This is a genomic window from Pseudoglutamicibacter cumminsii (assembly GCF_016907775.1).
Lineage (GTDB): Bacteria > Actinomycetota > Actinomycetes > Actinomycetales > Micrococcaceae > Pseudoglutamicibacter > Pseudoglutamicibacter cumminsii.
Genome location: NZ_JAFBCO010000001.1, coordinates 373,825 through 396,924 on the forward strand (window position 1 = coordinate 373,825; position 23,100 = coordinate 396,924).

At 59.2% G+C, this 23,100-nt stretch carries 29 protein-coding genes; 3 read left to right on the forward strand and 26 right to left on the reverse strand.

The annotated features are described in order from the left end of the window. Nucleotides 1-103: 103 nt before the first annotated feature. Nucleotides 104-997 carry a UTP--glucose-1-phosphate uridylyltransferase GalU gene (gene galU, locus JOD50_RS01635; protein ID WP_204880175.1) on the forward strand — a complete coding sequence of 298 codons (894 nt, stop codon included), beginning with the start codon at nt 104-106 and terminating at the stop codon, nt 995-997. Nucleotides 998-1,045: 48 nt separating this feature from the next. Here the strand turns inward: galU and JOD50_RS01640 are convergent, their stop codons facing one another. Together JOD50_RS01640 and glmS are read right to left on the reverse strand one after the other, a co-directional pair. Then, a complete protein-coding gene (locus JOD50_RS01640) occupies nt 1,046-1,951 on the reverse strand; it encodes an EamA family transporter (RefSeq protein ID WP_204880176.1) in 906 nt (301 codons plus the stop codon). Between the two features lie 100 nt (nt 1,952-2,051). After that, nucleotides 2,052-3,926: a glutamine--fructose-6-phosphate transaminase (isomerizing) gene (glmS, locus tag JOD50_RS01645; protein ID WP_204880177.1), complete on the reverse strand. Its 1,875-nt coding sequence runs from the start codon at nt 3,924-3,926 to the stop codon at nt 2,052-2,054. Between the two features lie 153 nt (nt 3,927-4,079). Between glmS and coaA the strand changes: the two genes are divergently transcribed. Both coaA and mscL read left to right on the forward strand, forming a co-directional pair. After that, nucleotides 4,080-5,111 (forward strand): type I pantothenate kinase, encoded by a 1,032-nt coding sequence (coaA, locus tag JOD50_RS01650; protein ID WP_204880178.1) that lies wholly within the window; start codon nt 4,080-4,082, stop codon nt 5,109-5,111. A gap of 67 nt (nt 5,112-5,178) precedes the next feature. Further along, on the forward strand, nt 5,179-5,589 hold the full coding sequence (gene mscL, locus JOD50_RS01655) for a large conductance mechanosensitive channel protein MscL (RefSeq protein WP_204880179.1): 411 nt from the start codon (nt 5,179-5,181) through the stop codon (nt 5,587-5,589). A gap of 133 nt (nt 5,590-5,722) precedes the next feature. Here mscL and glmM read toward each other — a convergent pair whose 3' ends face one another. From glmM to rplX, 24 genes are all read right to left on the reverse strand, one after another. Next, nucleotides 5,723-7,072: a phosphoglucosamine mutase gene (gene glmM / locus JOD50_RS01660; RefSeq protein ID WP_204880180.1), complete on the reverse strand. Its 1,350-nt coding sequence runs from the start codon at nt 7,070-7,072 to the stop codon at nt 5,723-5,725. Between the two features lie 132 nt (nt 7,073-7,204). Beyond that, entirely contained in the window at nt 7,205-8,365 is a 1,161-nt protein-coding gene (gene ppk2 / locus JOD50_RS01665) for a polyphosphate kinase 2 (protein WP_239541490.1), read from the reverse strand. A gap of 251 nt (nt 8,366-8,616) precedes the next feature. Further along, complete coding sequence (gene rpsI / locus JOD50_RS01670; RefSeq protein ID WP_035758105.1) at nt 8,617-9,108, reverse strand: 30S ribosomal protein S9; 492 nt, start codon at nt 9,106-9,108, stop codon at nt 8,617-8,619. 42 nt (nt 9,109-9,150) lie between these two features. Then, the gene (gene rplM, locus JOD50_RS01675; RefSeq protein ID WP_035758103.1) at nt 9,151-9,594 is read right to left on the reverse strand and encodes a 50S ribosomal protein L13; all 444 of its coding nucleotides are present in this window, start codon (nt 9,592-9,594) and stop codon (nt 9,151-9,153) included. A 331-nt stretch (nt 9,595-9,925) separates the two neighbouring features. Next, nucleotides 9,926-10,777 carry a tRNA pseudouridine(38-40) synthase TruA gene (gene truA / locus JOD50_RS01680; protein ID WP_239541491.1) on the reverse strand — a complete coding sequence of 284 codons (852 nt, stop codon included), beginning with the start codon at nt 10,775-10,777 and terminating at the stop codon, nt 9,926-9,928. Nucleotides 10,778-11,094: 317 nt separating this feature from the next. After that, nucleotides 11,095-11,442, reverse strand: coding sequence for a hypothetical protein (locus JOD50_RS01685; protein WP_204880182.1), 348 nt, complete (start codon nt 11,440-11,442; stop codon nt 11,095-11,097). 210 nt (nt 11,443-11,652) lie between these two features. Continuing rightward, nucleotides 11,653-12,783, reverse strand: a complete 1,131-nt coding sequence (locus JOD50_RS01690) for a hypothetical protein (protein ID WP_204880183.1) — start codon at nt 12,781-12,783, stop codon at nt 11,653-11,655. A 61-nt stretch (nt 12,784-12,844) separates the two neighbouring features. Then, the gene (gene rplQ, locus JOD50_RS01695) at nt 12,845-13,393 is read right to left on the reverse strand and encodes a 50S ribosomal protein L17 (protein WP_109303206.1); all 549 of its coding nucleotides are present in this window, start codon (nt 13,391-13,393) and stop codon (nt 12,845-12,847) included. A gap of 75 nt (nt 13,394-13,468) precedes the next feature. Beyond that, the gene (locus tag JOD50_RS01700; RefSeq protein WP_109303205.1) at nt 13,469-14,458 is read right to left on the reverse strand and encodes a DNA-directed RNA polymerase subunit alpha; all 990 of its coding nucleotides are present in this window, start codon (nt 14,456-14,458) and stop codon (nt 13,469-13,471) included. A 184-nt stretch (nt 14,459-14,642) separates the two neighbouring features. After that, nucleotides 14,643-15,050: a 30S ribosomal protein S11 gene (gene rpsK / locus JOD50_RS01705; protein WP_101630956.1), complete on the reverse strand. Its 408-nt coding sequence runs from the start codon at nt 15,048-15,050 to the stop codon at nt 14,643-14,645. A 52-nt stretch (nt 15,051-15,102) separates the two neighbouring features. Continuing rightward, the gene (gene rpsM / locus JOD50_RS01710; RefSeq protein ID WP_035758086.1) at nt 15,103-15,477 is read right to left on the reverse strand and encodes a 30S ribosomal protein S13; all 375 of its coding nucleotides are present in this window, start codon (nt 15,475-15,477) and stop codon (nt 15,103-15,105) included. 163 nt (nt 15,478-15,640) lie between these two features. Continuing rightward, nucleotides 15,641-15,754: a 50S ribosomal protein L36 gene (gene rpmJ / locus JOD50_RS01715; protein ID WP_083285170.1), complete on the reverse strand. Its 114-nt coding sequence runs from the start codon at nt 15,752-15,754 to the stop codon at nt 15,641-15,643. Nucleotides 15,755-15,886: 132 nt separating this feature from the next. Then, the gene (gene infA / locus JOD50_RS01720; RefSeq protein ID WP_035758084.1) at nt 15,887-16,108 is read right to left on the reverse strand and encodes a translation initiation factor IF-1; all 222 of its coding nucleotides are present in this window, start codon (nt 16,106-16,108) and stop codon (nt 15,887-15,889) included. 195 nt (nt 16,109-16,303) lie between these two features. Continuing rightward, the gene (map, locus tag JOD50_RS01725; protein WP_239541492.1) at nt 16,304-17,122 is read right to left on the reverse strand and encodes a type I methionyl aminopeptidase; all 819 of its coding nucleotides are present in this window, start codon (nt 17,120-17,122) and stop codon (nt 16,304-16,306) included. Between the two features lie 107 nt (nt 17,123-17,229). Further along, nucleotides 17,230-17,799, reverse strand: a complete 570-nt coding sequence (locus JOD50_RS01730) for an adenylate kinase (protein ID WP_204880185.1) — start codon at nt 17,797-17,799, stop codon at nt 17,230-17,232. Then, nucleotides 17,796-19,103, reverse strand: coding sequence for a preprotein translocase subunit SecY (secY, locus tag JOD50_RS01735; RefSeq protein WP_204880186.1), 1,308 nt, complete (start codon nt 19,101-19,103; stop codon nt 17,796-17,798). The genes JOD50_RS01730 and secY overlap by 4 nt, the downstream gene beginning before the upstream one ends. Before the next feature lie 311 nt (nt 19,104-19,414). Next, nucleotides 19,415-19,873, reverse strand: a complete 459-nt coding sequence (gene rplO, locus JOD50_RS01740; protein WP_239541493.1) for a 50S ribosomal protein L15 — start codon at nt 19,871-19,873, stop codon at nt 19,415-19,417. Nucleotides 19,874-19,875: 2 nt separating this feature from the next. Next, nucleotides 19,876-20,082, reverse strand: a complete 207-nt coding sequence (gene rpmD / locus JOD50_RS01745; protein WP_285330300.1) for a 50S ribosomal protein L30 — start codon at nt 20,080-20,082, stop codon at nt 19,876-19,878. Next, complete coding sequence (gene rpsE, locus JOD50_RS01750; RefSeq protein WP_204881484.1) at nt 20,082-20,771, reverse strand: 30S ribosomal protein S5; 690 nt, start codon at nt 20,769-20,771, stop codon at nt 20,082-20,084. Before rpsE ends, rpmD begins: the two co-directional genes overlap by 1 nt. Before the next feature lie 8 nt (nt 20,772-20,779). Continuing rightward, nucleotides 20,780-21,151: a 50S ribosomal protein L18 gene (gene rplR / locus JOD50_RS01755; protein WP_101630961.1), complete on the reverse strand. Its 372-nt coding sequence runs from the start codon at nt 21,149-21,151 to the stop codon at nt 20,780-20,782. A 2-nt stretch (nt 21,152-21,153) separates the two neighbouring features. After that, the gene (gene rplF, locus JOD50_RS01760; protein ID WP_109303202.1) at nt 21,154-21,690 is read right to left on the reverse strand and encodes a 50S ribosomal protein L6; all 537 of its coding nucleotides are present in this window, start codon (nt 21,688-21,690) and stop codon (nt 21,154-21,156) included. A gap of 17 nt (nt 21,691-21,707) precedes the next feature. Continuing rightward, nucleotides 21,708-22,106, reverse strand: a complete 399-nt coding sequence (rpsH, locus tag JOD50_RS01765) for a 30S ribosomal protein S8 (RefSeq protein ID WP_101630963.1) — start codon at nt 22,104-22,106, stop codon at nt 21,708-21,710. 79 nt (nt 22,107-22,185) lie between these two features. After that, nucleotides 22,186-22,755 carry a 50S ribosomal protein L5 gene (rplE, locus tag JOD50_RS01770; RefSeq protein WP_101630964.1) on the reverse strand — a complete coding sequence of 190 codons (570 nt, stop codon included), beginning with the start codon at nt 22,753-22,755 and terminating at the stop codon, nt 22,186-22,188. Further along, nucleotides 22,755-23,099 carry a 50S ribosomal protein L24 gene (rplX, locus tag JOD50_RS01775; RefSeq protein WP_101630965.1) on the reverse strand — a complete coding sequence of 115 codons (345 nt, stop codon included), beginning with the start codon at nt 23,097-23,099 and terminating at the stop codon, nt 22,755-22,757. The genes rplE and rplX overlap by 1 nt, the downstream gene beginning before the upstream one ends. Nucleotide 23,100 lies beyond the last annotated feature (1 nt).

Genomic DNA, 23,100 nt, shown 5'->3' on the forward strand with positions numbered 1-23,100 from the left:
CGCTCTTGATGTGCAGGTGCTCACCTGCCGAAAGTACGTGAGAACTACCAGTCGTATAAGTGTTATTCACCTACTGCTAACCTTCGCTGGTTTAATGCAGAGAATGAACCAGTTCAAAGTCCGTAAAGCTGTCTTCCCTGTGGCCGGCCTTGGAACCCGTTTCCTGCCAGCCACGAAAGCGATGCCCAAAGAGATGCTGCCGGTCGTCGACCGCCCTGCCATCCAATACGTCGTCGAAGAAGCAGTCAACGCGGGACTCGATGACCTCCTCATGATCACCGGCGCACCCAAACGCTCCCTCGAGGACCACTTCGACGCTTCCCCATACCTCGAAGAACAGCTTGAAAAAGCCGGCAAAAAGAAACTCCTCAAAGCAGTCCAGCACGCAACCGAGCTCGGCGATGTCCACTACATCCGCCAGGGCGAACCCAAAGGCCTCGGCCACGCTGTCGGCCGCGCTGCGGGCCACGTAGGCGATGAGCCGTTCGCTGTCCTGCTCGGCGACGACCTCATCGAAGAATCCTCGACCCTGTTGAGCGACATGATCGACGTTCAACAGCGCGTTGGAGGCTCAGTCATCGCCCTCATGGAAGTCGACCCCGCCGAGATATCCTCCTACGGTTGCGCAGCAGTGGAAACCGTCGAAGACGAAAACTTCGTTCGCGTGACCGACCTCATCGAGAAGCCTGCAGTCGAGGACGCCCCGTCCAACCTCGCAGTGATCGGCCGCTACGTCCTCCACCCAGCCGTGTTCGATGTCCTCGAGCGCACCGCCCCCGGCCGCGGCGGAGAAATCCAGCTGACCGACGCCCTACTTGAGCTCGCCGCGATGCCAGCGGAAGACGGCGGCGGCGTCACCGCGGTCATCTTCCGCGGCCGCCGCTACGACACCGGCGACAAACTCTCCTACCTCAAAGCCGTGATCGAACTCGCGTGCCAACGCGAAGACCTCGGGCCAGATCTACGCGAATGGCTCAACGAATTCACGGCTTCCTAAAAGGCGTCCTAAAGACAACTAACCCCGCACCAGAGCCGGCCGCGTAGCCTACGTGGCCGGCTCTCGCGTATCCAATAGATTCGGCGGCCTACGGCGCTGATACGTCACCAAGAACAGACCCACGACCATCACAGCGCCCGCAATCAAAACCTCAGCACCGAGCGGCTCATGCAAAACCAGCGCGCCCATCGCCACCCCAATCACCGGAACCGCAGTCGACAACGGCGCGATCCGATCCGCACCATACTGCGTAATCAAGAACGTCCAAATACCCGTCGCAACCGCCGAGGACATCAAACCCAAATACAACACAGCCAACACGACAGTCACCGCGTCCGGGCCCCACAAAGAAGACACACCCGCCCACGTCGCCTGCGGACCATCCACAATCAGCGCCAGCACCAGCATCGGAATCGGAACAGCAACCGCCATCCACAACGCCAACGCGAACGGCTCACGGCACCGAACCCGCCCCGCAAGAATGTTGCCGAACGCCCACGCCAAACCGCTCAAGACACAAATCACGACGCCCGCCACGGGAGCCGAACCGCCCCGACCAGCACCAATCACCACCAGCGCTGCCACACACAACAGCAGCCCCACCGCGACCCGCATCGTAGGCCGAATCCTGAACAGCAACGCACTCAAAATCACAGTGAGCGGCGCCGAAGACTGAATCACCAACGACGCGAGCCCCGAGGAAAGCCCCACCCGCATCGACAAGAACAACAAGCCGAACTCAAGCGAACCCATCAACGTCCCATAACCGATGATGACCCACCACGAAACCTTCGGCTTAGGAACCACGGCGAGCGCGATGATCGCCAACGGCAAGAACCGCAACGCCACCAACAGATACGGGCTCATATGCTCCATCGCGGCATTGGCCACAACGAACTGGGTACCCCAAATGACGATGCACAACGCAGCCGCAACGGCATGAAGACGAGACACTGTTGCCTTCTCCTACAAACCGTTCACGCACCCACCGCCCGGCGTTATGTTAATGCACGCAACATTGAGTTAGTGGCAGTGGGCGCGTGAAACGCAACGTTTATTCGACGGTCACCGACTTCGCGAGGTTGCGAGGCTGATCAACATCGAGCCCCTTAGCCGCGGCCAACTCCATAGCGAAAATCTGGAGCGGAACGACCGTCAAAAGCGGAGCGAGCAACGCCTTGGTCTCCGGGACACGGAAAACCCACTCAGCGTAATTGCCGACCGCTTCGTCGCCTTCCTCAGCGATCACAAGCGTCTGCGCGCCGCGAGCACGGACCTCCTGAATGTTGGAGACCACCTTCGAATGCATCGAATGGCGACCCGACGGCGAAGGCACAACCACGAACACCGGCTGGCCCTCTTCGATCAGAGCGATCGGGCCGTGCTTGAGCTCGCCAGCCGCGAAGCCTTCAGCGTGGATGTAGGCAAGCTCCTTGAGCTTAAGCGCGCCCTCCATCGCAACCGGGTAACCCACGTGGCGGCCCAAGAACAGCACCGCTTCAGTCTCAGCCATGCTGCGCGCCAGATCGCGGATCCGATCCTTCTGCTCAAGGATGCGCTCGATCTTCGCAGGGATCTCCGCCATATCGGCCAGCAGGTCAGCGACCTCGCCAGAGAACATGTTGCCCCGCAGCTGCGCCAAATACAGGCCCAAAAGATAGGTTGCAGCGATCTGCGCGAGGAACGCCTTCGTCGACGCCACCGCGATCTCGGGGCCAGCATGCGTGTACAGAACCGCATCCGATTCACGCGGAATCGACGAACCGTTCGTGTTACAGATCGCGAGCGTGCGCGCGCCCTGCTCCTTCGCGTAGCGCAGCGCCATGAGCGTATCCATCGTCTCGCCGGACTGCGAGATCGTCACGATCAACGTCGTCGGGGTGACGATCGGATCGCGGTAACGGAACTCGTGAGAAAGCTCGACCTCCACCGGGATGCGGCACCAGTGTTCAATCGCGTACTTAGCGACCTGCCCCGCATACGCCGAGGTACCGCACGCGAGCACAATGATCTTATCGACGTTCCTCAGCTCAGCCTCATCGATACGCAACTCATCGAGCTTCAAATGCCCGCGGGCATCCGTACGGCCCAGCAACGTGTTCGCAACCGCTTCCGGCTGATCGAAAATCTCCTTGGCCATGAATGATTCGAAGCCATCCTTCGACGCCGCCGCGGCATCCCAGTCAACCGTGAACTCGGTACCTTCAGCAGGGTTGCCCGAGAAGTCCGTGATCTCGTGGCTCGTCGGAGTGATCGTGACAACCTGGTCCTGGTCCAGTTCAACCGCGCGCTTCGTGAAGTCGATAAAGCCCGAAACATCAGAGCCCAGGAAGTTCTCACCCTCGCCCAGACCCACCACGAGCGGTGAGTTCCTGCGAGCCGCAACCACAACACCCGGGTGCTCCGCGTGAATCGCGAGCAGAGTGAACGCTCCCTCGAGGCGCGAGGCCGTCATCTGCATAGCCTTCGTGAGGTCACCACCGGCCTGATTCCGGTACACATCGCCCAAAAGCACCGCGGCAACCTCGGTGTCGGTCTCCGACTTAAAGCTGTGCCCCGCATCGAGCAGGTTCTTCTTCAACGAATCAAAGTTCTCGATGATCCCGTTATGGATCACCGCAAGGCGCCCCTCATCCGCCGCGTGTGGGTGTGCGTTGACATCGCTCGGGCCACCGTGGGTGGCCCAGCGAGTGTGGCCAATGCCAGTGCCCGATGCGGGCAACGGATCCGCTTCAAGCTCAGCCAAGAGGTTGCCCAGCTTGCCAGCCTTCTTCCGGTATTCGACAACATCGCCGGCGTCTACAGCGACACCTGCGGAGTCATAGCCCCGGTATTCCAAACGTTTGAGCCCCTCAAGTACCACCTCGAGTGCATCATGTTTGCCGTTGTGTTCCGGCCCAGGGCCTGTATATCCGATAATTCCGCACATGACAAAAAATTTATCACCTCTCCCCTCACTGGATGAGCCACACGGCGGTTTGAGCAACGTCGCGAGATGGGCACTCGGCGGACTGAGCCACATGGAGAAATGTGCCATTCGGCCGTTCAACACGCGTGCCCTAAAGATGACACAATGAAGAGGATGACCACCCCTGAGGACCTCATTGACGAAGCGCTAGACGACGGCGCACTAAACAAAAGCGCCAACGCCGCAAACCTCGAACACAGCGAGAGCACCGGCGGCCGCTCTCCGTTCGTTGGGCTTGACCGTGCCACCTGGGCACGCCTAGCCCACACCATGGAGCAGCCTTTCAGCGCTGAAGACGTCGAACGCCTCAACGCGCTCGGCGACCGCCTCGACCAAGACGAAATCCGGGAAGTCTATCTGCCGCTGTCCCGCCTGCTGTCCCTCTACGTCGAAGGTGCCGCCGCAACACACTCGGCAACCAACAGGTTCCTCGGCGAACACTTCCGCCGCACCCCATTCGTCATCGGAGTCGCGGGGTCCGTCGCTGTCGGGAAATCAACCACCTCACGCGTGCTCCGCGAGCTCTTGAGCCTCTGGCCGGGCACCCCTAAAGTTCAGCTCGTGACCACCGACGGGTTCCTCTACCCCAACGAAGAGCTCATCCGCCGCGGCATCATGGACCGCAAAGGCTTCCCAGAGTCCTACGACCAGCGCGCACTCACGCGCTTCATCACCGAAGTGAAATCCGGGGTGCCCAACGTCAAGGTCCCCACCTACTCGCACCACTTCTACAACATCGTGCCGGGCGAATACACGATCGTAGACCAGCCCGATGTGCTGATCGTCGAAGGCCTCAACGTCCTCGCACCACCACGGCTACGCGGCGACGGCACCGTTGGGCTCGCCTTGAGCGACTTCTTCGACTTCTCGATCTACGTTGACGCCCGCACACGAGACATCCGCGACTGGTACATCAAACGCTTCATGCGTCTACGCACCAAAGCGTTCAGCTTGCCGGACAACTACTTCCACCGCTACTCACAGCTGACGGACGACGAAGCGATCGCGACCGCAACCAGCATCTGGACCCGGATCAACGAACCCAACCTCACCCAAAACGTGCGGCCAACCCGCGGACGAGCCCAGCTTGTGCTCACCAAAAACTCCGACCACTCAGTCCACCACATGCTCTTGCGGAAAATCTGACGCACATCACACTGTGAAAGGCACCATTTAGGGTCCCATACACAGCAAAAACACATATACTCGAGGCATGATCAAAGGCTTTAAAGACTTCATCTCCCAGGGCAACGTCATGGACCTTGCCGTGGCCGTCATCATCGGCGCCGCATTCGGCAAGGTCGTCGACGCACTCGTAGAAGCTGTGCTCATGCCAGCTATCGCGATGCTCGTGGGCACCCCGAACTTCGACGAATGGCTCGTCTTCGGTTCCATCAAGGTCGGCGTACTGCTAACCGCCATCGTGAACTTCCTGCTCATCGCAGCGGCTGTCTACTTCTGCATCGTCATGCCAATGAACAAGATGATCGAGCGCCGCAACCGCAAGCTCGGCATCGACCCGGAAGCAGAAGCTGTCGACCCACAGGTACAGCTGCTCACCGAAATCCGCGATGCCCTCAACGGCACCGCACAGGGCTCCAGTGGCGACCACGTAGCCCGCTAACCACTACCGTCTAGAGCGTCAAGCTCAACGGCTGGGGCCCGGAACCATTCACGGTTCCGGGCCCCAGCCGTTTAATATCTCCGCCGTTTATTTCTCTCTGCGCTGATCAGCGCACAGACCTAACCGAGCAGGCCTACCCCAGCGGCAGCGCCGTCTGCACCGTCTGCGCCAAGCGGCGCGCCTCATCGGTGGCCTGCTCCTCGGTAGCGGCCTCAACCATCACGCGCACCACCGGCTCAGTGCCCGATGGGCGCAACAGCACGCGGCCCGTGTCACCCAAGCGTTCCTCCGCCTCAGCCACAGCCTCCTGGATCTGTTCAGAAGATCCAACACCCGCCTTATCGACGCCGCGCACGTTGATCAGGACCTGCGGCAAAACCGTGACAGCATCGCCGAGCTCCTTGAGCGACTTACCAGTCGCGGCAACCCGCGCGGCAAGATGCAGGCCCGTGAGCACGCCATCGCCCGTCGTCGCGAATTCCTGCATAATCACGTGACCGGACTGCTCACCGCCCAGCGAATAACCGTTCTTACGCATCTCTTCGAGAACGTAGCGGTCGCCCACCGCGGTCTCAACAACGTTGATGCCGTGCTCATTCATCGCGAGCTTGAGACCCAGGTTGCTCATGACCGTAACCACCAGCGTGTCATCCTTGAGCTTGCCGGCCTCGTGCATCGCGATCGCAAGGATCGCCATCTCCTTGTCGCCATCGATCACGTTGCCCTCGTGGTCAACGGTCAAACAGCGGTCAGCGTCGCCATCGTGAGCGACACCCATATCGGCGCCGTGTTCAACAACAGCCTTCTGCAGCATCTCGAGGTGCGTCGAACCGCAGCCTTCGTTGATGTTCAAGCCATCCGGGGACGCACCGATCACCACAACCTCAGCGCCCGCCGCGCGGAACGCGTCCGGAGAACAACCAGAAGCCGCACCATGCGCCGCATCGATCACGATCTTAAGGCCGTCCAGGCGGTTCGGCAGCGTCTGCAACAGGTGCATCACGTACCGGTCTTCCGCATCAGCGAAGCGGTACACGCGGCCCACATCGCCGCCTTGCGGACGCAACGGTTCAAGCTGCATGCGGGACTCGATCGCGTCCTCAAGCGCGTCATCGAGCTTCTGCCCACCGCGTGCCAGGAACTTGATCCCGTTGTCTGGTGCCGGGTTGTGGGACGCCGAAATCATGACGCCGAAATCCGCTTCCAGGTCTGCTACCAGATACGCCGCGGCCGGGGTTGGGAGCGTGCCCGCATCGTAGACCTCAACGCCGGATGCTGAGAGCCCCGCCTCGATTGCCGCGGAGATGAAGGAGCCCGAAATGCGCGGATCCTTCGCGACGACCGCAACCGGTTTCCGGCTGCCTTCGATGTCGTTGAAGCCCAAAACCACGGACGCTGACTGAGCGAGGCTCATCGCCAGCTCCGGGGTTAGGAGTTTATTTGCTCTGCCGCGCACGCCATCGGTGCCGAATAGTCGAGTCATATCCCTATCCTACGAGTCCTGATGCTCTTAGCCGCTTCCTAACACGCAACCGCGCCGCGTGCGATGCTGTGGAAAGCATCACCCGCGGCGCGGTGAATAGTCAGGTTGCGCCTCGCTCACGCGAGTTGAGGCTTAGTCGTCCGAGTTTGAGGCGTCCGTTGCGAAACCGTCGATGAGTGGGAACTCGCCCACTGGGCCCTCGTCGGCCTCGAACACGCGGTCAGCTGAGCCCACGATCAGCGGATCCGGCGTGTAGACAACCTCAGGATCCTTACCTGGGTAATCGACCGTGTTGAGTACGTGGCGGATCGCTTCGAGGCGTGCACGCTTCTTGTCGTTGGACTTCACCACGGTCCATGGAGCGTCCCCGGTGTGGGTGTAGAAGAACATCGCCTGCTTGGCCTCGGTGTAGGCGTCCCACTTGTCGAGGGATGCGAGGTCGGTTGGCGAGAGTTTCCACTGACGCACTGGGTCGGTTCCGCGGGATGCGAAGCGGTGCAGCTGTTCTGCACGGGATACCGAGAACCACAGCTTGACCAAGCGGATGCCGGAGTTCACGAGCATGCGCTCAAGCTCTGGGGTTTCACGCATGAACTCGACGTACTGGCGTGGGGTGCAGTAACCCATGACGCGCTCAACGCCGGCGCGATTGTACCACGAGCGGTCGAACAGCACGATCTCGCCGCCGGATGGCAGATGCTGGATGTAGCGCTGGAAGTACCACTGGGTCTGTTCGACCTCGGTTGGCTTAGCGAGCGCGACGACCCGAGCGCCACGCGGGTTGAGGTGCTCGGTGAAACGCTTGATCGCACCACCCTTACCTGCGGCGTCGCGGCCTTCGAAGATGATGACGAGGCGCTCGTCGTTGTCCTGCATCCAGCGCTGCATCTTGAGCAGTTCGATCTGGAGCTTACGCTTCTCTTTTTCGTATTCGCGGCGGCCGAGCTTCTTCTCGTATGGGTAGCCCTGGCGCCATGCGTCGTCATCAAGCTCGAGCTGCGAGATGCGGTCCGAACCGGCTTCCTTGATCGGGTCGAAGCGGGTCTCGGTCTTGTCGAGCTGCTTGTAGTCCACATCGTCTGGGAACTGCTTCAGGAATTCGTCCTTTTCCTCACGGCGGTGCGTGGTACCGCTTACGGTGTACAGCGCTTCTTCGCCGTGGAGCTCGCGGTTGGATTCCGCGACCATCGGAGTCTGTTCCTTCGATGCCTCTGCTGGCTTCACGTCCTCTTTAGCCGTGTTCGCCGTGCTCTGAGCGGTTGAGTTGCTGCTGCCTTTGCGTGAGGTAGCCATGCGATTCCTTCTTCAGGGTGGATGGTGAGAATGGTGGACGCATCACTGCTTCCAACACCCCTTATTTTACGCTAAAAGTAGCCAGTTATTACTCTTCCGTAAGGTTTATCACAGCTAAAACACAGCACGATGCGGTGGCTGCTTCGCGGGGTCCGTTCGGTGGATTGCGCGGCAGCTTAAACGACGGGTGGCCCGCCCCTGAAAGGGACGAGCCACCCGTATGCACGCTCCATGTAGGAGCTGAGCGAAAATTAACGCTTCGAGTACTGTGGAGCCTTGCGCGCCTTCTTGAGACCAGCCTTCTTCGACTCGATGACGCGAGCGTCGCGGGTCAGGAAGCCAGCCTTCTTGAGCGCTGGGCGGTTGTTCTCGCGGTCAATCTCGTTGAGCGCGCGAGCGATACCGAGGCGCAGAGCACCGGCCTGGCCGGATGGGCCACCGCCGTGGATGCGAGCGATCACATCGTAAGCGCCTTCGAGCTCCAGAACGGTGAACGGATCGTTCACTTCCTGCTGGTGCAGCTTGTTCGGGAAGTACTCGGCGAGTTCACGGCCGTTGAGGGTCCACTTGCCGGAGCCTGGAACAACGCGAACGCGAGCGATCGCGCGCTTACGGCGGCCAACAGCGGAGCCAGCAACGGTCAGGTTGCGTGGGGTTGCTTCGGTTGCTTCTGCGACCGGAGCGGATTCAGTCGTGTAAGTCGAGGGAACCTGGCCCTCGGTGAGCTCTTCGTTCTGAGCCACTTTAGTCTCCTTAGAAGATATCCGTTATCGGGTGGCCCAGTGTTACTGGGAGACCTGCGTGATTTCGAAGGTCTTAGGCTGCTGAGCGGCGTGTGGGTGCTCTGCACCGCGGTACACCTTCAGCTTGGTCAGCTGCTGCTTACCCAGGCGGGTGTGAGGCAGCATGCCCTTGACAGCCTTCTCCACTGCGAGCGTCGGGTTCTTCTCCAGAAGCTCAGCGTAGTTGGTGGAGCGCAGACCGCCCGGGAAACCGGTGTGACGGTATGCGCGCTTCTGTTCGAGCTTGGCGCCGGTGAGGGCAACCTTCTCAGCGTTGATGATGATGACGTAGTCGCCCTGGTCATTGTGTGGGGCGAAAGTCGGCTTGTGCTTACCGCGCAGCAGGGTTGCGGCCTGGCTTGCGAGGCGGCCCAAAACAACGTCCTCAGCGTCGATGATGTACCAATCGCGCTCGACGTTTTCGGCCTTAGGAGAGTACGTACGCACTGTTCTTTTTGCCTTCGGTTGAATACTGGTCAGACGGTCTCGGTCTGGTTGTCGTGAGGTAACCAGGGCTCGCACCGCCGTGCGGATGATGCGCCGGCGCACACGCACTACGGGTGAGGGCCGTAGCCGGTTCGCTTACTCTCTTGCTCTGCTCACAGACCAGAGGTCCTGCAACTGGACCGTCACGTAAACAGGTGGTGTCAAGAGCGCACTGCGCAACAGCTATCTAGTCTAGCTTAAACTTCCCGCCGATGACCAACTCATGGTGATCAGTATCTCTTGACCCGGCTAAATCGCCCGGATCGCTGCACTGACGTCTCTAGGCGGGGACCTATTCCTGATCCCGGCGGGCGCGGGTCGCTTCAGCGCGAGCCGAGGCCGCATCGTCATCCGGATAGTCAACGCCCTTCAAGACCAACGCGTGCCCCGCCGCCATCTTGGTGTTAGCATCGCGCACCCGCTCCCCCAGCCGCTGCGCAGGCCAGTCCACGGGTCGCGCATCTTCGCCGACGCTGATGAGAGCGCCGACGATCGTGCGCACCATGTGGTGGCAAAACGCGTCCGCGCTCAGCCGCGCCTCAACGAAGCCCTCCGGCGAGCGCGTCACGCTGATCTCCTGGAGGTCGCGGATCGTTGAGGAGTGTTCGCGGGGCTTACAGAACGACAAGAAATCGTTGAGTCCCAAAAGGCCTTGTGCGGCCTCGTGCATCGCGGCGGGATCGAGTTCGCGCGGGTGAAAAAGAACATCGTGCCGGCGGAGCGGATTCCAACGGTGCGGTCCATCAGCGATCAGATACCGGTAGTGGCGACGCAGCGCCGAGAAGCGCGCATCAAAGCCCGGAGGAACCGCGCGGGCGGAGTCGATGATGACAGCTTGCTCCGTAGTCCGGGACAGCACGGCGTTAAGGCGACGCACCAGGGTCTCCTCAACGGGGGCCGCGTTGTCCCGCACCGTGAGTTTCGCGATCGCTTCGGGCAACAGATCACAGTGGATCATCTGCCCTATCGCATGCACACCCGCATCCGTGCGACCCGCGACCACCGTCCGCACATCCGTCCGCGTGATCGTAAACAGCGCCTCTTCGACAGCCTGCTGCACACTCGGCTGATTCGGTTGGCGGGCCCACCCGCTAAAAGGCGTGCCGTCATACGAAAGCCGAATCGCGAACCGTTGCATATCCATCAGCCCCATCCTAGCCGCGCACACGCCACCCAGACATGCCAGAGCATAAGTGAGCCCCGCATCGAACCTACGATGCGGGGCTTACTTATGCACTCATGCGCTGGTTACTGCTGTGGAGGCGCCGGCGGAGCCGGCAGGGCAGGCGGAGTCGGCGGAGCAGGCGGAGCCGGCAGCGCCTGCGGTGCGGCCTTGTTGCCTGACTGCGGCTCAGGCTCCGGTGGAGGCGGAGCAACAACTCCAGTGTTTTCAGCTGGCGGCACCGGAGGTGCCGACGGAGCAGGTGGCGCGTCGCCAGCCGGGGGCGCGGGCGGTGCAGACTAGTTGTCAGTCTGCCAGTGCAGCGCATGGCCGTGGTTCTGATCCTGCACGTATACCGGAGGATCCTGCTCGCCTCGCCGCCTTGTTCCCTTCGCCTTCGCGCCCTTTTTCTTGCGCAAAACTACGGCAAGCACCACAAGCAGAATGACAAGCACGATAACCGCGCCCGCGACTACAAACCCTACGATTGTCGGGCCGCTATAGCTGTATTCGGCGGTAGATCCCCTCAGTTCGTAGCCCTCGTCTGGCACATCGCCGCTCAGGCTGGAGAAGGCTGGGGGTTCAAGCTTCAGACGTGGGGTCGTTTCGAAGTCGGTGTGCAGATCCGCGTATTGGTTGAGTTTCACGGTACCTGTGGTCTTCTGCCATAGAGCACCTTCGCGCTGTTCTGTGATCGAAAACGAGCCGAAGCTCTTCTTGACTTTACCTACGAGCTCTTGGGTGTCCGACCCTTCCCATTTCAGGGTGAAGACCTGTTCTTCGCCCCGCTTCTCAGAGGTGATAGACCCATCGCTCGGAGCAAGTTTCTTTTCGATTTCTTCTACATCCGAGTTCAGCTACGCTACCGCTACCCCAACCTCAACTCCAAACGAAACCGCATCGCCCGCGCCCGGCTTCAGCACAGCGGTAAAGCTGGACAGCTTCGCAGACTTCTCCGCAACAGCTCGGAACCTTTTCTCGCCAGATACTTCGGCGAGTACAAGAAAGCTAGCCCCGTGAGTGAAACCTAATTCCTTTTCCTCTGATTCTTTCATTCTCGCCGGCCGGTAGGTGCCATCAGGATCGGAGACGAAAGGCATCACGCAATCAATCCACTCAGTACGCACTTTCTCTTTATCACGGGCACCAGTGCTCATTTCGTAACTGACCGCAACCCGATACCCTTCGGGTTTGATTTCAATCAACGGCCGAATCGACGTAAATCCGTGTTCGATTCGCTTCGACTCGAAGAACGGGGTCCGCGAATCCTTGAAAGAACTTTTGCCAATGTCTAGAGTTCCTCCGCGATCTTCCACGCGAAACTTTTCGAGTTCCTTCTTCGCCAGCAACTTATCTTTGATGAGTGCCTTGCCCATCCAGTCCAGCAATTGCCTGCTAGAGGCGTTCTCTTTAAGTAGAACATCCTCCCTGAGAGGCCCCTCGATCGCCCTGAACTCGACTTCAAGGCTATCTGCATTATGATCACCGGCCTTGAGCGCGTGGCTGAGAACTCCTTTGTACTCGTCAATGTCTTTGAAGGACATCTCGACCTTGATGGTCAGCTTGTCGCCCTTCTTCTTGACGCTCGTAACCTTGGTTCCCTTAGGTGCGGCCTTCTTAAGAGATTTGTCGACCTTTTTCGCGTCGAGTTTCGCGGCATCGTCGTCCTCGACCTCTACCACCGCCGTCATCGTCCGGGTGCCTTTACCCTTCGAATCCATCTTTTGCGTAGTCGAGATATCGACCGAGCAAGCAGTCAATACGAACGAGACCAAGGCCAGCAAAAGAACCAGAAAAGTCGAGCGTGGGTAGAGGCTGCGTTGGTGAAGGCCGCGTTGATGGAGGCCGCGTTGGTAGAGGTTTTGTCTAGCGACAGACCCAGTGGCATTCGGGGAGGACAGCGCGTTCATACGGAGTATCTTTCGAAAAGGCCGACGGGTTTCTTCACCAAAGATATAGGCTCGGGCCTTAAAAATAAGTCCCTGCACCGCAAAAACGGTGCAGGGACTTACGTGTGGTCTAAGCGATGCTCAGCTCACGATGGACGACTTACTTGTCTTCCTTCGCGTCAGCTTCTTCAGCCTTAGCTTCGGTGTCTTCAACCGGGGTTGCGGCTTCATCCATCTCAGCAACGTTGGCTGGAGCATCCTCCTGGGTCTCCACCTCTGGTGCAGCCTGCTCGGTAGCCTTCTCAGCTTCCTTCACAACAGCCTGCTTAGGGGAAACCGGCTCCATGACGAGCTCGATAACAGCCATCGGTGCGTTGTCACCGGAACGGTTACCGATCTTGGTGATACGGGTGTAACCACCGTTACGCTCAGCCATTGCAGGCGCGATGTTGGTCAGCAGCTCGTACACAGCGTTCTTGTTCGTTGCGGAACGTGGAGCGATCGCGGACTGTACGCGGCGGCGAGCGTTGAGGTCGCCAGCCTTAGCAGTCGTGATCAGCTTCTCAGCGAACGGACGCAGACGCTTTGCACGGGTCAGCGTGGTCTTCAAACGGCCGTGAGTGAAAAGCTCACCTGCCATGTTGGACAAAATGAGGCGCTGGTGCGCCGGGCTACCGCCGAGGCGTGGGCCCTTAGTTGGGGTTGGCATAGTCGTAAATCTCCTTGAGTGAGGCCTCACCCGTTACCGCGAGTGAGACCATGCGAGACGCTTCAGAGAGCGAACTCAGAACTCTTCAGTTTCGTAGTCGTCATCCGCCAGAGGAGCTTCGTATCCTGCTGGAGAATCCTTGAGTGCAAGACCCAGCTCGTCGAGCTTGGACTTGACCTCATCAATCGACTTTGCGCCGAAGTTACGGATGTCCATGAGATCCGCCTCAGAGCGGGCTACCAACTCACCAACGGTGTGGACACCCTCGCGCTTCAGGCAGTTGTACGAACGCACCGTAAGCTCAAGATCTTCAATCGGCAGAGCCATGTCAGCTGCTGCCTGCTCATCCGTTGGGGATGGGCCGATCTCGACGCCTTCGGATTCCGTGTTGAGCTCGTGTGCCAAGCCGAACAGACCAACGAGGGTCACACCGGCGGAAGCAACAGCATCACGCGGGGACATCGACGGCTTCGTCTCAACATCGAGAACGAGCTTGTCGAAGTCAGTGCGCTGTTCAACACGGGTTGCGTCCACACGGAACGTCACTTTGAGAACAGGCGAGTAGATCGAGTCAACCGGGATACGGCCGATCTCGGAATCTTCACGCTTGTTCTGAGCGGCGGACACGTAGCCGCGGCCGCGCTCAATGGTGAGCTCCATATCGAAGTTTCCGTTTTCGTTGAGCGTTGCGATCTCAAGCTCTGGGTTGTGGATCTCAACACCAGCAGGTGCGGAGATGTCACCAGCGGTGACAACGCCAGGGCCCTGCTTGCGCAGGTATGCAACAACTGGTTCGTCATGCTCAGAGGAAACGGAGAGTTGCTTCACGTTGAGAACGATCTCAGTGACGTCCTCCTTGACACCCTCAACGGTCGTGAACTCGTGCAGAACACCCTCGATGCGCACGCTGGTTACAGCGGCACCCGGGATGGACGAAAGCAGAGTACGGCGAAGAGAGTTACCGATCGTGTAGCCAAAACCTGGCTCAAGCGGCTCAAGGGTGAAGCGTGAACGGGTCTCAGACAGCTGATCTTCGGTCAGGGTCGGGCGCTGTGCAATTAGCACGGATGTTGTCCTTTCAGCGAGCGTCCGCTATATGACGCTGCAGATGGCGACTGGGTGAATGAGGAACTGTTGTTCCCCACTCCGGGGGAAGAACATCGGATCTTCCGGGACAGGACTCCACAACACATTTTGTACTACAACAGATTTTGTACTGCATTGCGTTGTCCAGCGCGCAACCCGCGTACTAGACGCGACGACGCTTCGGCGGGCGGCAGCCGTTGTGTGCAACCGGGGTGACGTCCTGAATGGAGCCAACCTCGAGGCCTGCAGCCTGAAGCGAACGGATTGCGGTTTCGCGGCCCGAACCCGGGCCCTTCACGAAAACATCTACCTTGCGCATGCCGTGGTGCTGTGCTTCCTTAGCGGCCTTCTCGGCAGCCATCTGCGCAGCATACGGGGTCGACTTGCGCGAGCCCTTGAAACCCATCTGGCCCGAAGAGGCCCAGGAGATCACAGCACCGGTTGGGTCGGTGATCGAAACGATGGTGTTGTTGAACGTGGACTTGATGTGCGCATGACCCTGCGCAACATTCTTCTTGACTACGCGACGCGGCTTACGTGCCGCGCTCGTGGCCTGACCCTTTGGGGGCATTTTTACTCCTACCTGAAAGTCTTCTCTAAGTTGGGCGAGCTAACCGTGTGGATTAGCGGGCCTTCTTCTTACCGGCAACGGTCTGCTTAGGACCCTTGCGCGAGCGAGCGTTGGTCTTGGTGCGCTGACCGTGGACCGGGAGGCCCTGACGGTGACGCACACCCTGGTAGGAGCCGATTTCGACCTTGCGGCGAATGTCGGCTGCAACCTCACGGCGAAGGTCACCTTCAACCGTGTAGGAGCCCTCGATGTGGTCGCGCAGCTTCACGAGCTGATCGTCGCTGAGATCCTTGATGCGCGTGTTTGGGTCGATGCCCGTTGCTTCGAGGGTCTCGGCGGCACGGGTCTTGCCCACGCCATAGATGTAGGTGAGTGCGATGATTGCGCGCTTATCGCGCGGAATATCAACACCGGCGAGACGAGCCATAGTGGTCTCTTCCTTACTGTGTTCAGGAGGTGTTCGGCAATACCATCCGCACCGTTTCGATGCGGCCCCGGCCTCCTGGTAGCCCGAGGGTAGACGGTAGCTGAGCTACCCGGTACTGCTTATTTTCAATGTGTGGCGTGGTGCCGTGCGTCTGCTGCTTTGCTTAGCCCTGGCGCTGCTTGTGGCGAGGGTTGGAGCAAATAACCATAACGACGCCGTGGCGACGAATGACGCGGCAGTCGTCGCAGATTGGCTTCACGCTCGGATGGACCTTCACGTCGGTTGTGTCCTTACGTTTCTGATTGATCAGTTTTTGATTTCAAACATCACGTCAGACGCGAACATCCCTTCAGACACAGACCAACGGCGGACCCGTCTGCAGGGTACGCCGTGACTGGATCTTCAGAGATCACTTGTAGCGGTAGACAATCCGTCCACGGTTGAGGTCATACGGGGTCAGTTCAACGACCACGCGGTCCTCGGGAAGAATTCGGATGTAGTGCTGGCGCATCTTTCCAGAGATCGTTGCCAGAACTACGTGATCATTTTGCAAACGAACACGGAACATCGCGTTTGGTAGAGCCTCCGTAACGGTGCCCTCCAGCTCGATGACTCCTTCTTTCTTACCCATATCCTCCGCTAACGTCCGAACCCATCAACATCACCAGTATGATGCTGACAGATAGCGATGATTGACTGGCCACTTTGAACGTTAAATGCGTAGCAAAGCAACCAGCTATCCATCTTAGCGCACTATCACAGAATCAAGCAACTGCGTGTGAGGCGGATCGCCCTCGCGTGGCGATGAAGCGACCCAACATCCAGGTTAGGCCTGTACCGGCGTCGGAGTTACACCGTAACGAGCAAGATCAGCCGCCCCGCCATCTTCGGCGGTAGAAACCCAAATGCCACCACGATGGAACAAAACCGTATGTTCCCACTGAGAAGCACGGCCACCATCGGTCGTGACAACAGTCCAGTCATCTGCCAGCGTCTTGGTATCCAGGCCGCCGGTCACTAGCATCGGCTCAATCGCCAACGCCATGCCAGGCTTGATGCGCGGGCCACGGTAATCCGCCGCATAGTTCAACACGTCCGGGGCCATGTGCATCTCAGAACCGATGCCGTGGCCGCAGTAATCCTCCAGGATCCCCAGGTCATGGCCGCCCTGATCGAGCACTGATGCCTCGATCGCCTGGCCGATCTGGCCCACAAAACGAGCCGATGCCGCAGCCGCAATACCAGCCCACATCGCCTCACGCGTGATGTCGGAAAGACGCTGATCCTCAGGCGAGACCTCACCAATCAAAACCGTCCGCGCAGAATCAGCGTGCCACCCATCAACGATCGCGCCGCCGTCAATCTTCAACACATCGCCGTCCTGGAGGACCCTCTCCCCCGGGATGCCGTGCACAACTTCGTCATTGACGGAAGTGCAGATCGTGGCCGGGAAACCGTGGTAGCCCAAGAAGTTACTCTGCGCTCCGTGCCGATCCAGCACGCCACGGAACACCTGGTCCAGCTCCAAAGTCGTAACGCCGGGCTTCACCGCTGCAACCGTCTCGTCCAAAGCCTCACGCAGAACCACGCCCGCATCGGCCATCCGCTTCAGCTCAGCAGGCTTCTTATATTCAACAGAGCGCATACCGGCGCCCCTCCTCCGCATACTCCACAAACAAAAACAAACGAACGGCGCCCGGCCCCGTAAACGAGGACCGGGCGCCGCCCATAACAAATCTCAACCGCTTCAGGTTAGGCCTTCAACGCATCCATGATGCGCGCGGTAACCTCATCGAGCTCACCCAAGCCATCAACCTCACGGACCAGCCCGCGGTCACGGTAGGCAGCAACCACATCGGCCGTCTGATCCTTGTAGACCGAAAGACGGTGACGAATAACCTCTTCAGTGTCGTCATCGCGGCCCTCAATCTCAGCGCGTTTCAGAAGACGCTTGACCAGCTCATCCTCATCAGCTGCCAACAGAATGACAGCATCAAGATCCTGGCCCTTAGCCTTCAGAACACCGTCGAGGAACTCAACCTGCGCAACCGTGCGCGGGTAACCGTCCAGCAGGAAGCCATCCTTGACGTCATCCTGAGCGAGGCGATCCTCAACCATCGAGTTCGTCACGGAGTCAGGCACATAGTCACCACGGTCCATGTACTTCTTGGCCTCAACGCCCAACGGCGTCATTTCCTTGACGTTCGCACGGAAAATGTCACCCGTGGAAATCGCTACAACACCCAAACCCTCGGTGATACGAGCAGCCTGAGTACCCTTACCTGAGCCCGGAGGGCCAACAATCAACAAACGCTTTGTCATCGCAGAAGTCCTTCGTAGTGTCGTTGCTGCATCTGAGCGTTGATCTGCTTGACCGTCTCAAGACCAACACCAACCATAATCAGCAGCGAAGTACCACCGAATGGGAAGTTTTGGTTTGCCCCGACCGATACCAGCGCAATCACCGGAATGACCGCAATCAACGCCAAATAGACAGCGCCAGCGAACGTGATACGGGACGAGACATAGCCCAGATACTTAGCGGTCGGCTCTCCAGCGCGGATGCCCGGGATAAAGCCGCCGTACTTCTTCATGTCGTCTGCAACATCAACCGGGTTGAACGTGATGGAGACGTAGAAATATGTGAAACCAAATACCAGGAGCAGGTACAGAACCATGTGCAACGGCGCGGACGTCGTCGCAAGGTTAGCGTTGATCCACTCAGCCCAGCCAGGCATGTTGCCCTGGGCATCCTGGTTGAACTGCACCAGCATCATCGGCAACGTCAGCAACGAGGACGCGAAGATAACAGGGATCACGCCGGCCATGTTGACCTTGATCGGAATGTACGTCGACGTACCGCCCACCGTGCGGCGGCCGATCATACGCTTCGCGTACTGAACCGGGACGCGACGCTGCGACTGCTCAACAAAGACCACGCAACCAAGAACCACGAGGCCCAGAACAATCACGACGAAGAAGATGAACCAGCCCTTCTGCTGAAGGATGTTCATCATCGAGCCTGGGAAGCCAGCCACGATAGACACGAAGATCAGCAGCGACATACCGTTACCGACACCGCGCTCGGTCGCGAGCTCACCGAGCCACATGATGAAGACCGTACCGGCAGTCAGCGCGACGATCGCCAGCAGAATGGTCCACAAACTGCTCTCCGGGAAAACAGGCGCCGGGCAGCCTGGGAACAGGTTACCTGTGTTAGCGAGCGTCACAAGCGTCGTAGCCTGCAACATACCCAAACCAACGGTCAGGTAACGCGTGTACTGCGTGAGCTTAGCCTGACCCGCCTGGCCTTCCTTGTGGAGCGCCTCAAAGTGTGGGACAACCACACGCAACAGCTGCACAATAATGGACGCCGTAATGTACGGCATGATGCCCATCGCAAGAATCGATACCTGCAGCAGCGCTCCACCTGAGAACAGGTTTACGAACTCATACAAGCCGCCCGACGTATCAGTCAGGGCTAGACACTGGTTCACCGCCGAATAGTCCACGCCTGGCGCCGGAATGAAAACGCCGATGCGGTAGACGATGATGATGCCGATCGTAAACAGCAATTTACGTCGCAGATCTGGGGTTTTGAAAACCCTTGATATTGCGCTCAGCACGCGTGGACTCCTTGCAAGTGGACAATAAACCTGTGTCTCGATGGCGCAAAGACCAAAGACACAGTTAAGCTCTTGGGATTCTACCGGTAAGTGCGGGCTGGGGCTAATCTAACATTTTGAAATCTTCGCCTAGCGGAATGATTTAGCCGTATGGATGCCCAGGATTCTCTCCGTTAATGCGTATTCACGCATATTGTTACCGCAGTATCTTCTATAAAAATAAGAGGGGCTCTTTCCGGCGTATCGGAAAGAGCCCCTCGTTGCAGAGCCACATGTAACTGTTACACGGTCACATGCCGCTCAACGTATTTTCAGACGATGGTAGCGGTACCGCCAGCAGCCTGAATCTTCTCGGAAGCCGATGCGGAGAAGGCGTTGACCTTCACATCGAGCTTCACGTTCAGCTCGCCGGTGCCAAGCACCTTGACTGGCTGGTTCTTGCGTACAGCGCCCTTAGCAACGAGTGCCTCGATCGTAACCTCGCCGCCCTCTGGGAACAGTTCCTCGAGGCGGGTCAGGTTAACAACCTGGTACTCGGTGCGGAATGGGTTCTTGAAGCCGCGGAGCTTCGGCAGGCGCATGTGCAGCGGAAGCTGACCGCCCTGGAAGCCTGCAGGTACCTGGCGACGTGCCTTGGTGCCCTTGGTGCCGCGACCTGCGGTCTTACCCTTGGATGCTTCACCACGGCCAACGCGAGTCTTCGACTTGCGGGAACCTGGTGCCGGGGCAAGATCGTGGATCTTGATCGGGTTCTCAGTGTTCTCAGACATGGTTACTTGGCCTCCTCGACCTCAACCAGGTGCTTCACCTTGTTCACCATGCCAACGGTTACTGCGTCTGCCGTGCGCTCGACCGTGTGGCCGACGCGCTTGAGACCCAGCGAACGAACCGTCTCACGCTGAGCCGGGGTACGGCCAGCAACGGAACGAACAAGGGTGATGTTCAGCTTTGCATCAGACGGAGTCAGGTTCTTCATAATTAGGCACCTGCCTTCGCGTTCTGCATCTTGCGGATCATCGCGCTTGGAGCAACCTCATCGAGAGCCAAGCCGCGGCGAGCAGCAACAGCTGCTGGCTCTTCAAGCGACTTCAGCGCAGCGATGGTGCCGTGCACGATGTTGATCTGGTTCGTCGAGCCCATGGACTTCGACAGCACGTCGTGAATGCCTGCGCACTCGAGTACTGCACGAACCGGACCGCCAGCGATAACACCAGTACCCTCAGCAGCCGGAACAAGGAGAACGACGCCTGCAGCGGCTTCGCCCTTGACGCGGTGCGGGATGGTCGTGCCAACGCGTGGAACGCGGAAGAAGTTCTTCTTAGCTTCCTCCACACCCTTCTGGATGGCTGCTGGAACTTCCTTGGCCTTACCGTAACCGACGCCAACCATGCCGTTGCCGTCACCTACGACGACAAGCGCGGTGAAGCTGAAGCGACGACCACCCTTGACGACCTTGGAAACACGGTTAATGGTGACGACGCGCTCGAGGAACTTGTCCTTGTCATCGTCCTGGCCACGGCGGTTGTCACGGCCACGGCCGCGATCCTCGCCACGTCCACGGCCTTCACCGCGACCGCGGCCCTGACCGCGTCCGCGACGCTGACCCGCGTCGTTCTGCTCTTCGCCCTGGACGTTCTTCTGCTCTTCCACAGGGGCTTCGTTCTTCATTTCTTCACTCACAGTGCCAGCCCACCTTCACGCGCGCCTTCGGCGACCGCGGCCACGCGGCCGTGATACTTGTTACCGCCGCGGTCGAAAACCACAGCTTCGATACCGGCAGCCTTCGCACGTTCAGCGAGAAGCTCGCCAACGCGCTTGGCCTTTGCGGTCTTGTCACCCTCGAAAGCACGAATATCGGCTTCCATGGTGCGGGCAGACGCGAGCGTCACGCCGCGGCCATCGTCCACGATCTGCGCGACGATGTGGCGCGCGGAGCGGGAAACGACGAGGCGCGGACGGACAGCGGTGCCCACGATGTGCTTGCGCACACGAGCGTGACGACGGCTGCGGGAGGCAGCCCGGGAGCTCTTCTTTGTAGCCAGAGCCATAGTCACTTACCTGCCTTTCCGACCTTGCGGCGGATGACTTCGCCCTCGTACTTGATGCCCTTACCCTTGTAAGGATCCTGCTTACGGAGCTTGTGGATTTTCGCGGCGGCTTCACCGACGCGCTGCTTGTCGATACCCGAAACGGTCACCTTGTTGGTGCCTTCAACCGTGTAGGTAACGCCTTCGGCGGCCTTCACGATGATTGGGTGCGAGAAGCCGAGCTGGAACTCGAGATCCTGGCCCTTGGCCATTACACGGTAACCAGTACCGGTGATTTCGAGCTTCTTGGAGTAGCCCTCGGTGACACCAACGATCATGTTGTAGATCAAGGTGCGGGTCAGGCCGTGCTGGCCGCGGGTTTCGCGCTCGTCATCCGGACGCTCGACCTTGACGGTGTTCTCTTCCTGAGAAACAGTCAGCATCGAAGGAACGGTGTGGGAGAGCTCGCCCTTGGGGCCCTTCACGAATACCTCTTGGCCGTCGATCTTGACCTCGACGCCCGAGGGAACGGTGATCGGAAGACGTCCGATACGTGACATAGTGTCTTCCCCTTCCCTTACCAGACGTAAGCGACGACTTCGCCGCCAACGCCCTTGGACTCTGCCTGCCGGTCAGTCAAAAGACCGGAAGACGTGGACAGGATCGCGATGCCAAGACCGCCCAATACCTTAGGCAGCTCAGTGGACTTCGCGTAGACGCGCAAGCCTGGCTTCGAGACGCGGCGGAGGCCAGCGATGGCGCGCTCACGGTTCGGGCCGAACTTGAGGTCAATCTTGAGGTTCTTGCCAACGCGGGCGTCCTCTTCGGCGTAGTCAGCGATGTAGCCTTCAGCCTTGAGGATTTCCGCGATGCGGACCTTCAGCTTGGAGGACGGCATGGTGACGTCCTCGTGGTGTGCAGAGTTCGCGTTGCGCAGACGCGTCAGCATGTCTGCGACCGGATCTGTCATGGTCATGTGGGCTTGTGCCCTTCCTCGTCGGGGTTTCCTCGCGGCCTGTTAGGGCTGGTTTCGGAGGACCTTCGACGTAGTTGGTTTAGTTTTCGTTCTTGAACGGGAAGCCCAGCGCCTTGAGGAGCGCGCGGCCTTCTTCGTCGGTCTTTGCGGACGTTACGAGGGTGATGTCCATACCGCGGGTGCGGTCGATCTTGTCTGGATCGATTTCATGGAACATAACCTGCTCGGTCAGGCCGAACGTGTAGTTCCCGTTACCGTCGAACTGCTTAGGGTTCAGACCACGGAAGTCACGGATACGTGGCAGTGCCAGCGTGACGAGGCGGTCGACGAACTCCCACATGCGGTCGTTGCGCAGGGTCGCGTAGGCGCCGATTGGCATGCCTTCGCGCAACTTGAACTGTGCAATCGACTTGCGAGCCTTGGATACAAGTGGCTTCTGGCCGGTGATCGCGGTCAGGTCGCGTACTGCGCCTTCGATGACCTTCGAGTCACGTGCGGCTTCGCCAACGCCCATGTTCACAACGACCTTCACGAGGCCTGGAACTTCCATGACGTTCTTGTATTCGAACTGCTTCTGCAGTTCGCCCTTGATCTCTTCGCGGTACTTGGTCTTCAGACGCGGCTGGATCTTCGTAGCGGTTTCAGTCATCACAGATCCTTCCCGGAAGCCTTGGCGTAACGGATACGGACGGTCTTCTCGCGGCCGTCCTTGGTTACGGTTTCGAGGCGGAAGCCAACACGGGTTGGCTTCTTGGTCTCTGGGTCAACGATCGCAACGTTGGAAACGTGGATCGGTGCCTCGACCTTCTCGATGCCGCCGGTCTTTGAACCGCGTTCAGTCTGGCCTTCACGGTTGTGCTTGGTGACGACGTTGACGCCTTCAACAATCACGCGCTGCTCAGACGGGATAACCTTCAGGACCTTGCCCTGGAGACCCTTGTCCTTGCCGGACAGGACCTGTACCAGGTCGTCTTTCTTGATCTTTGCACCCATG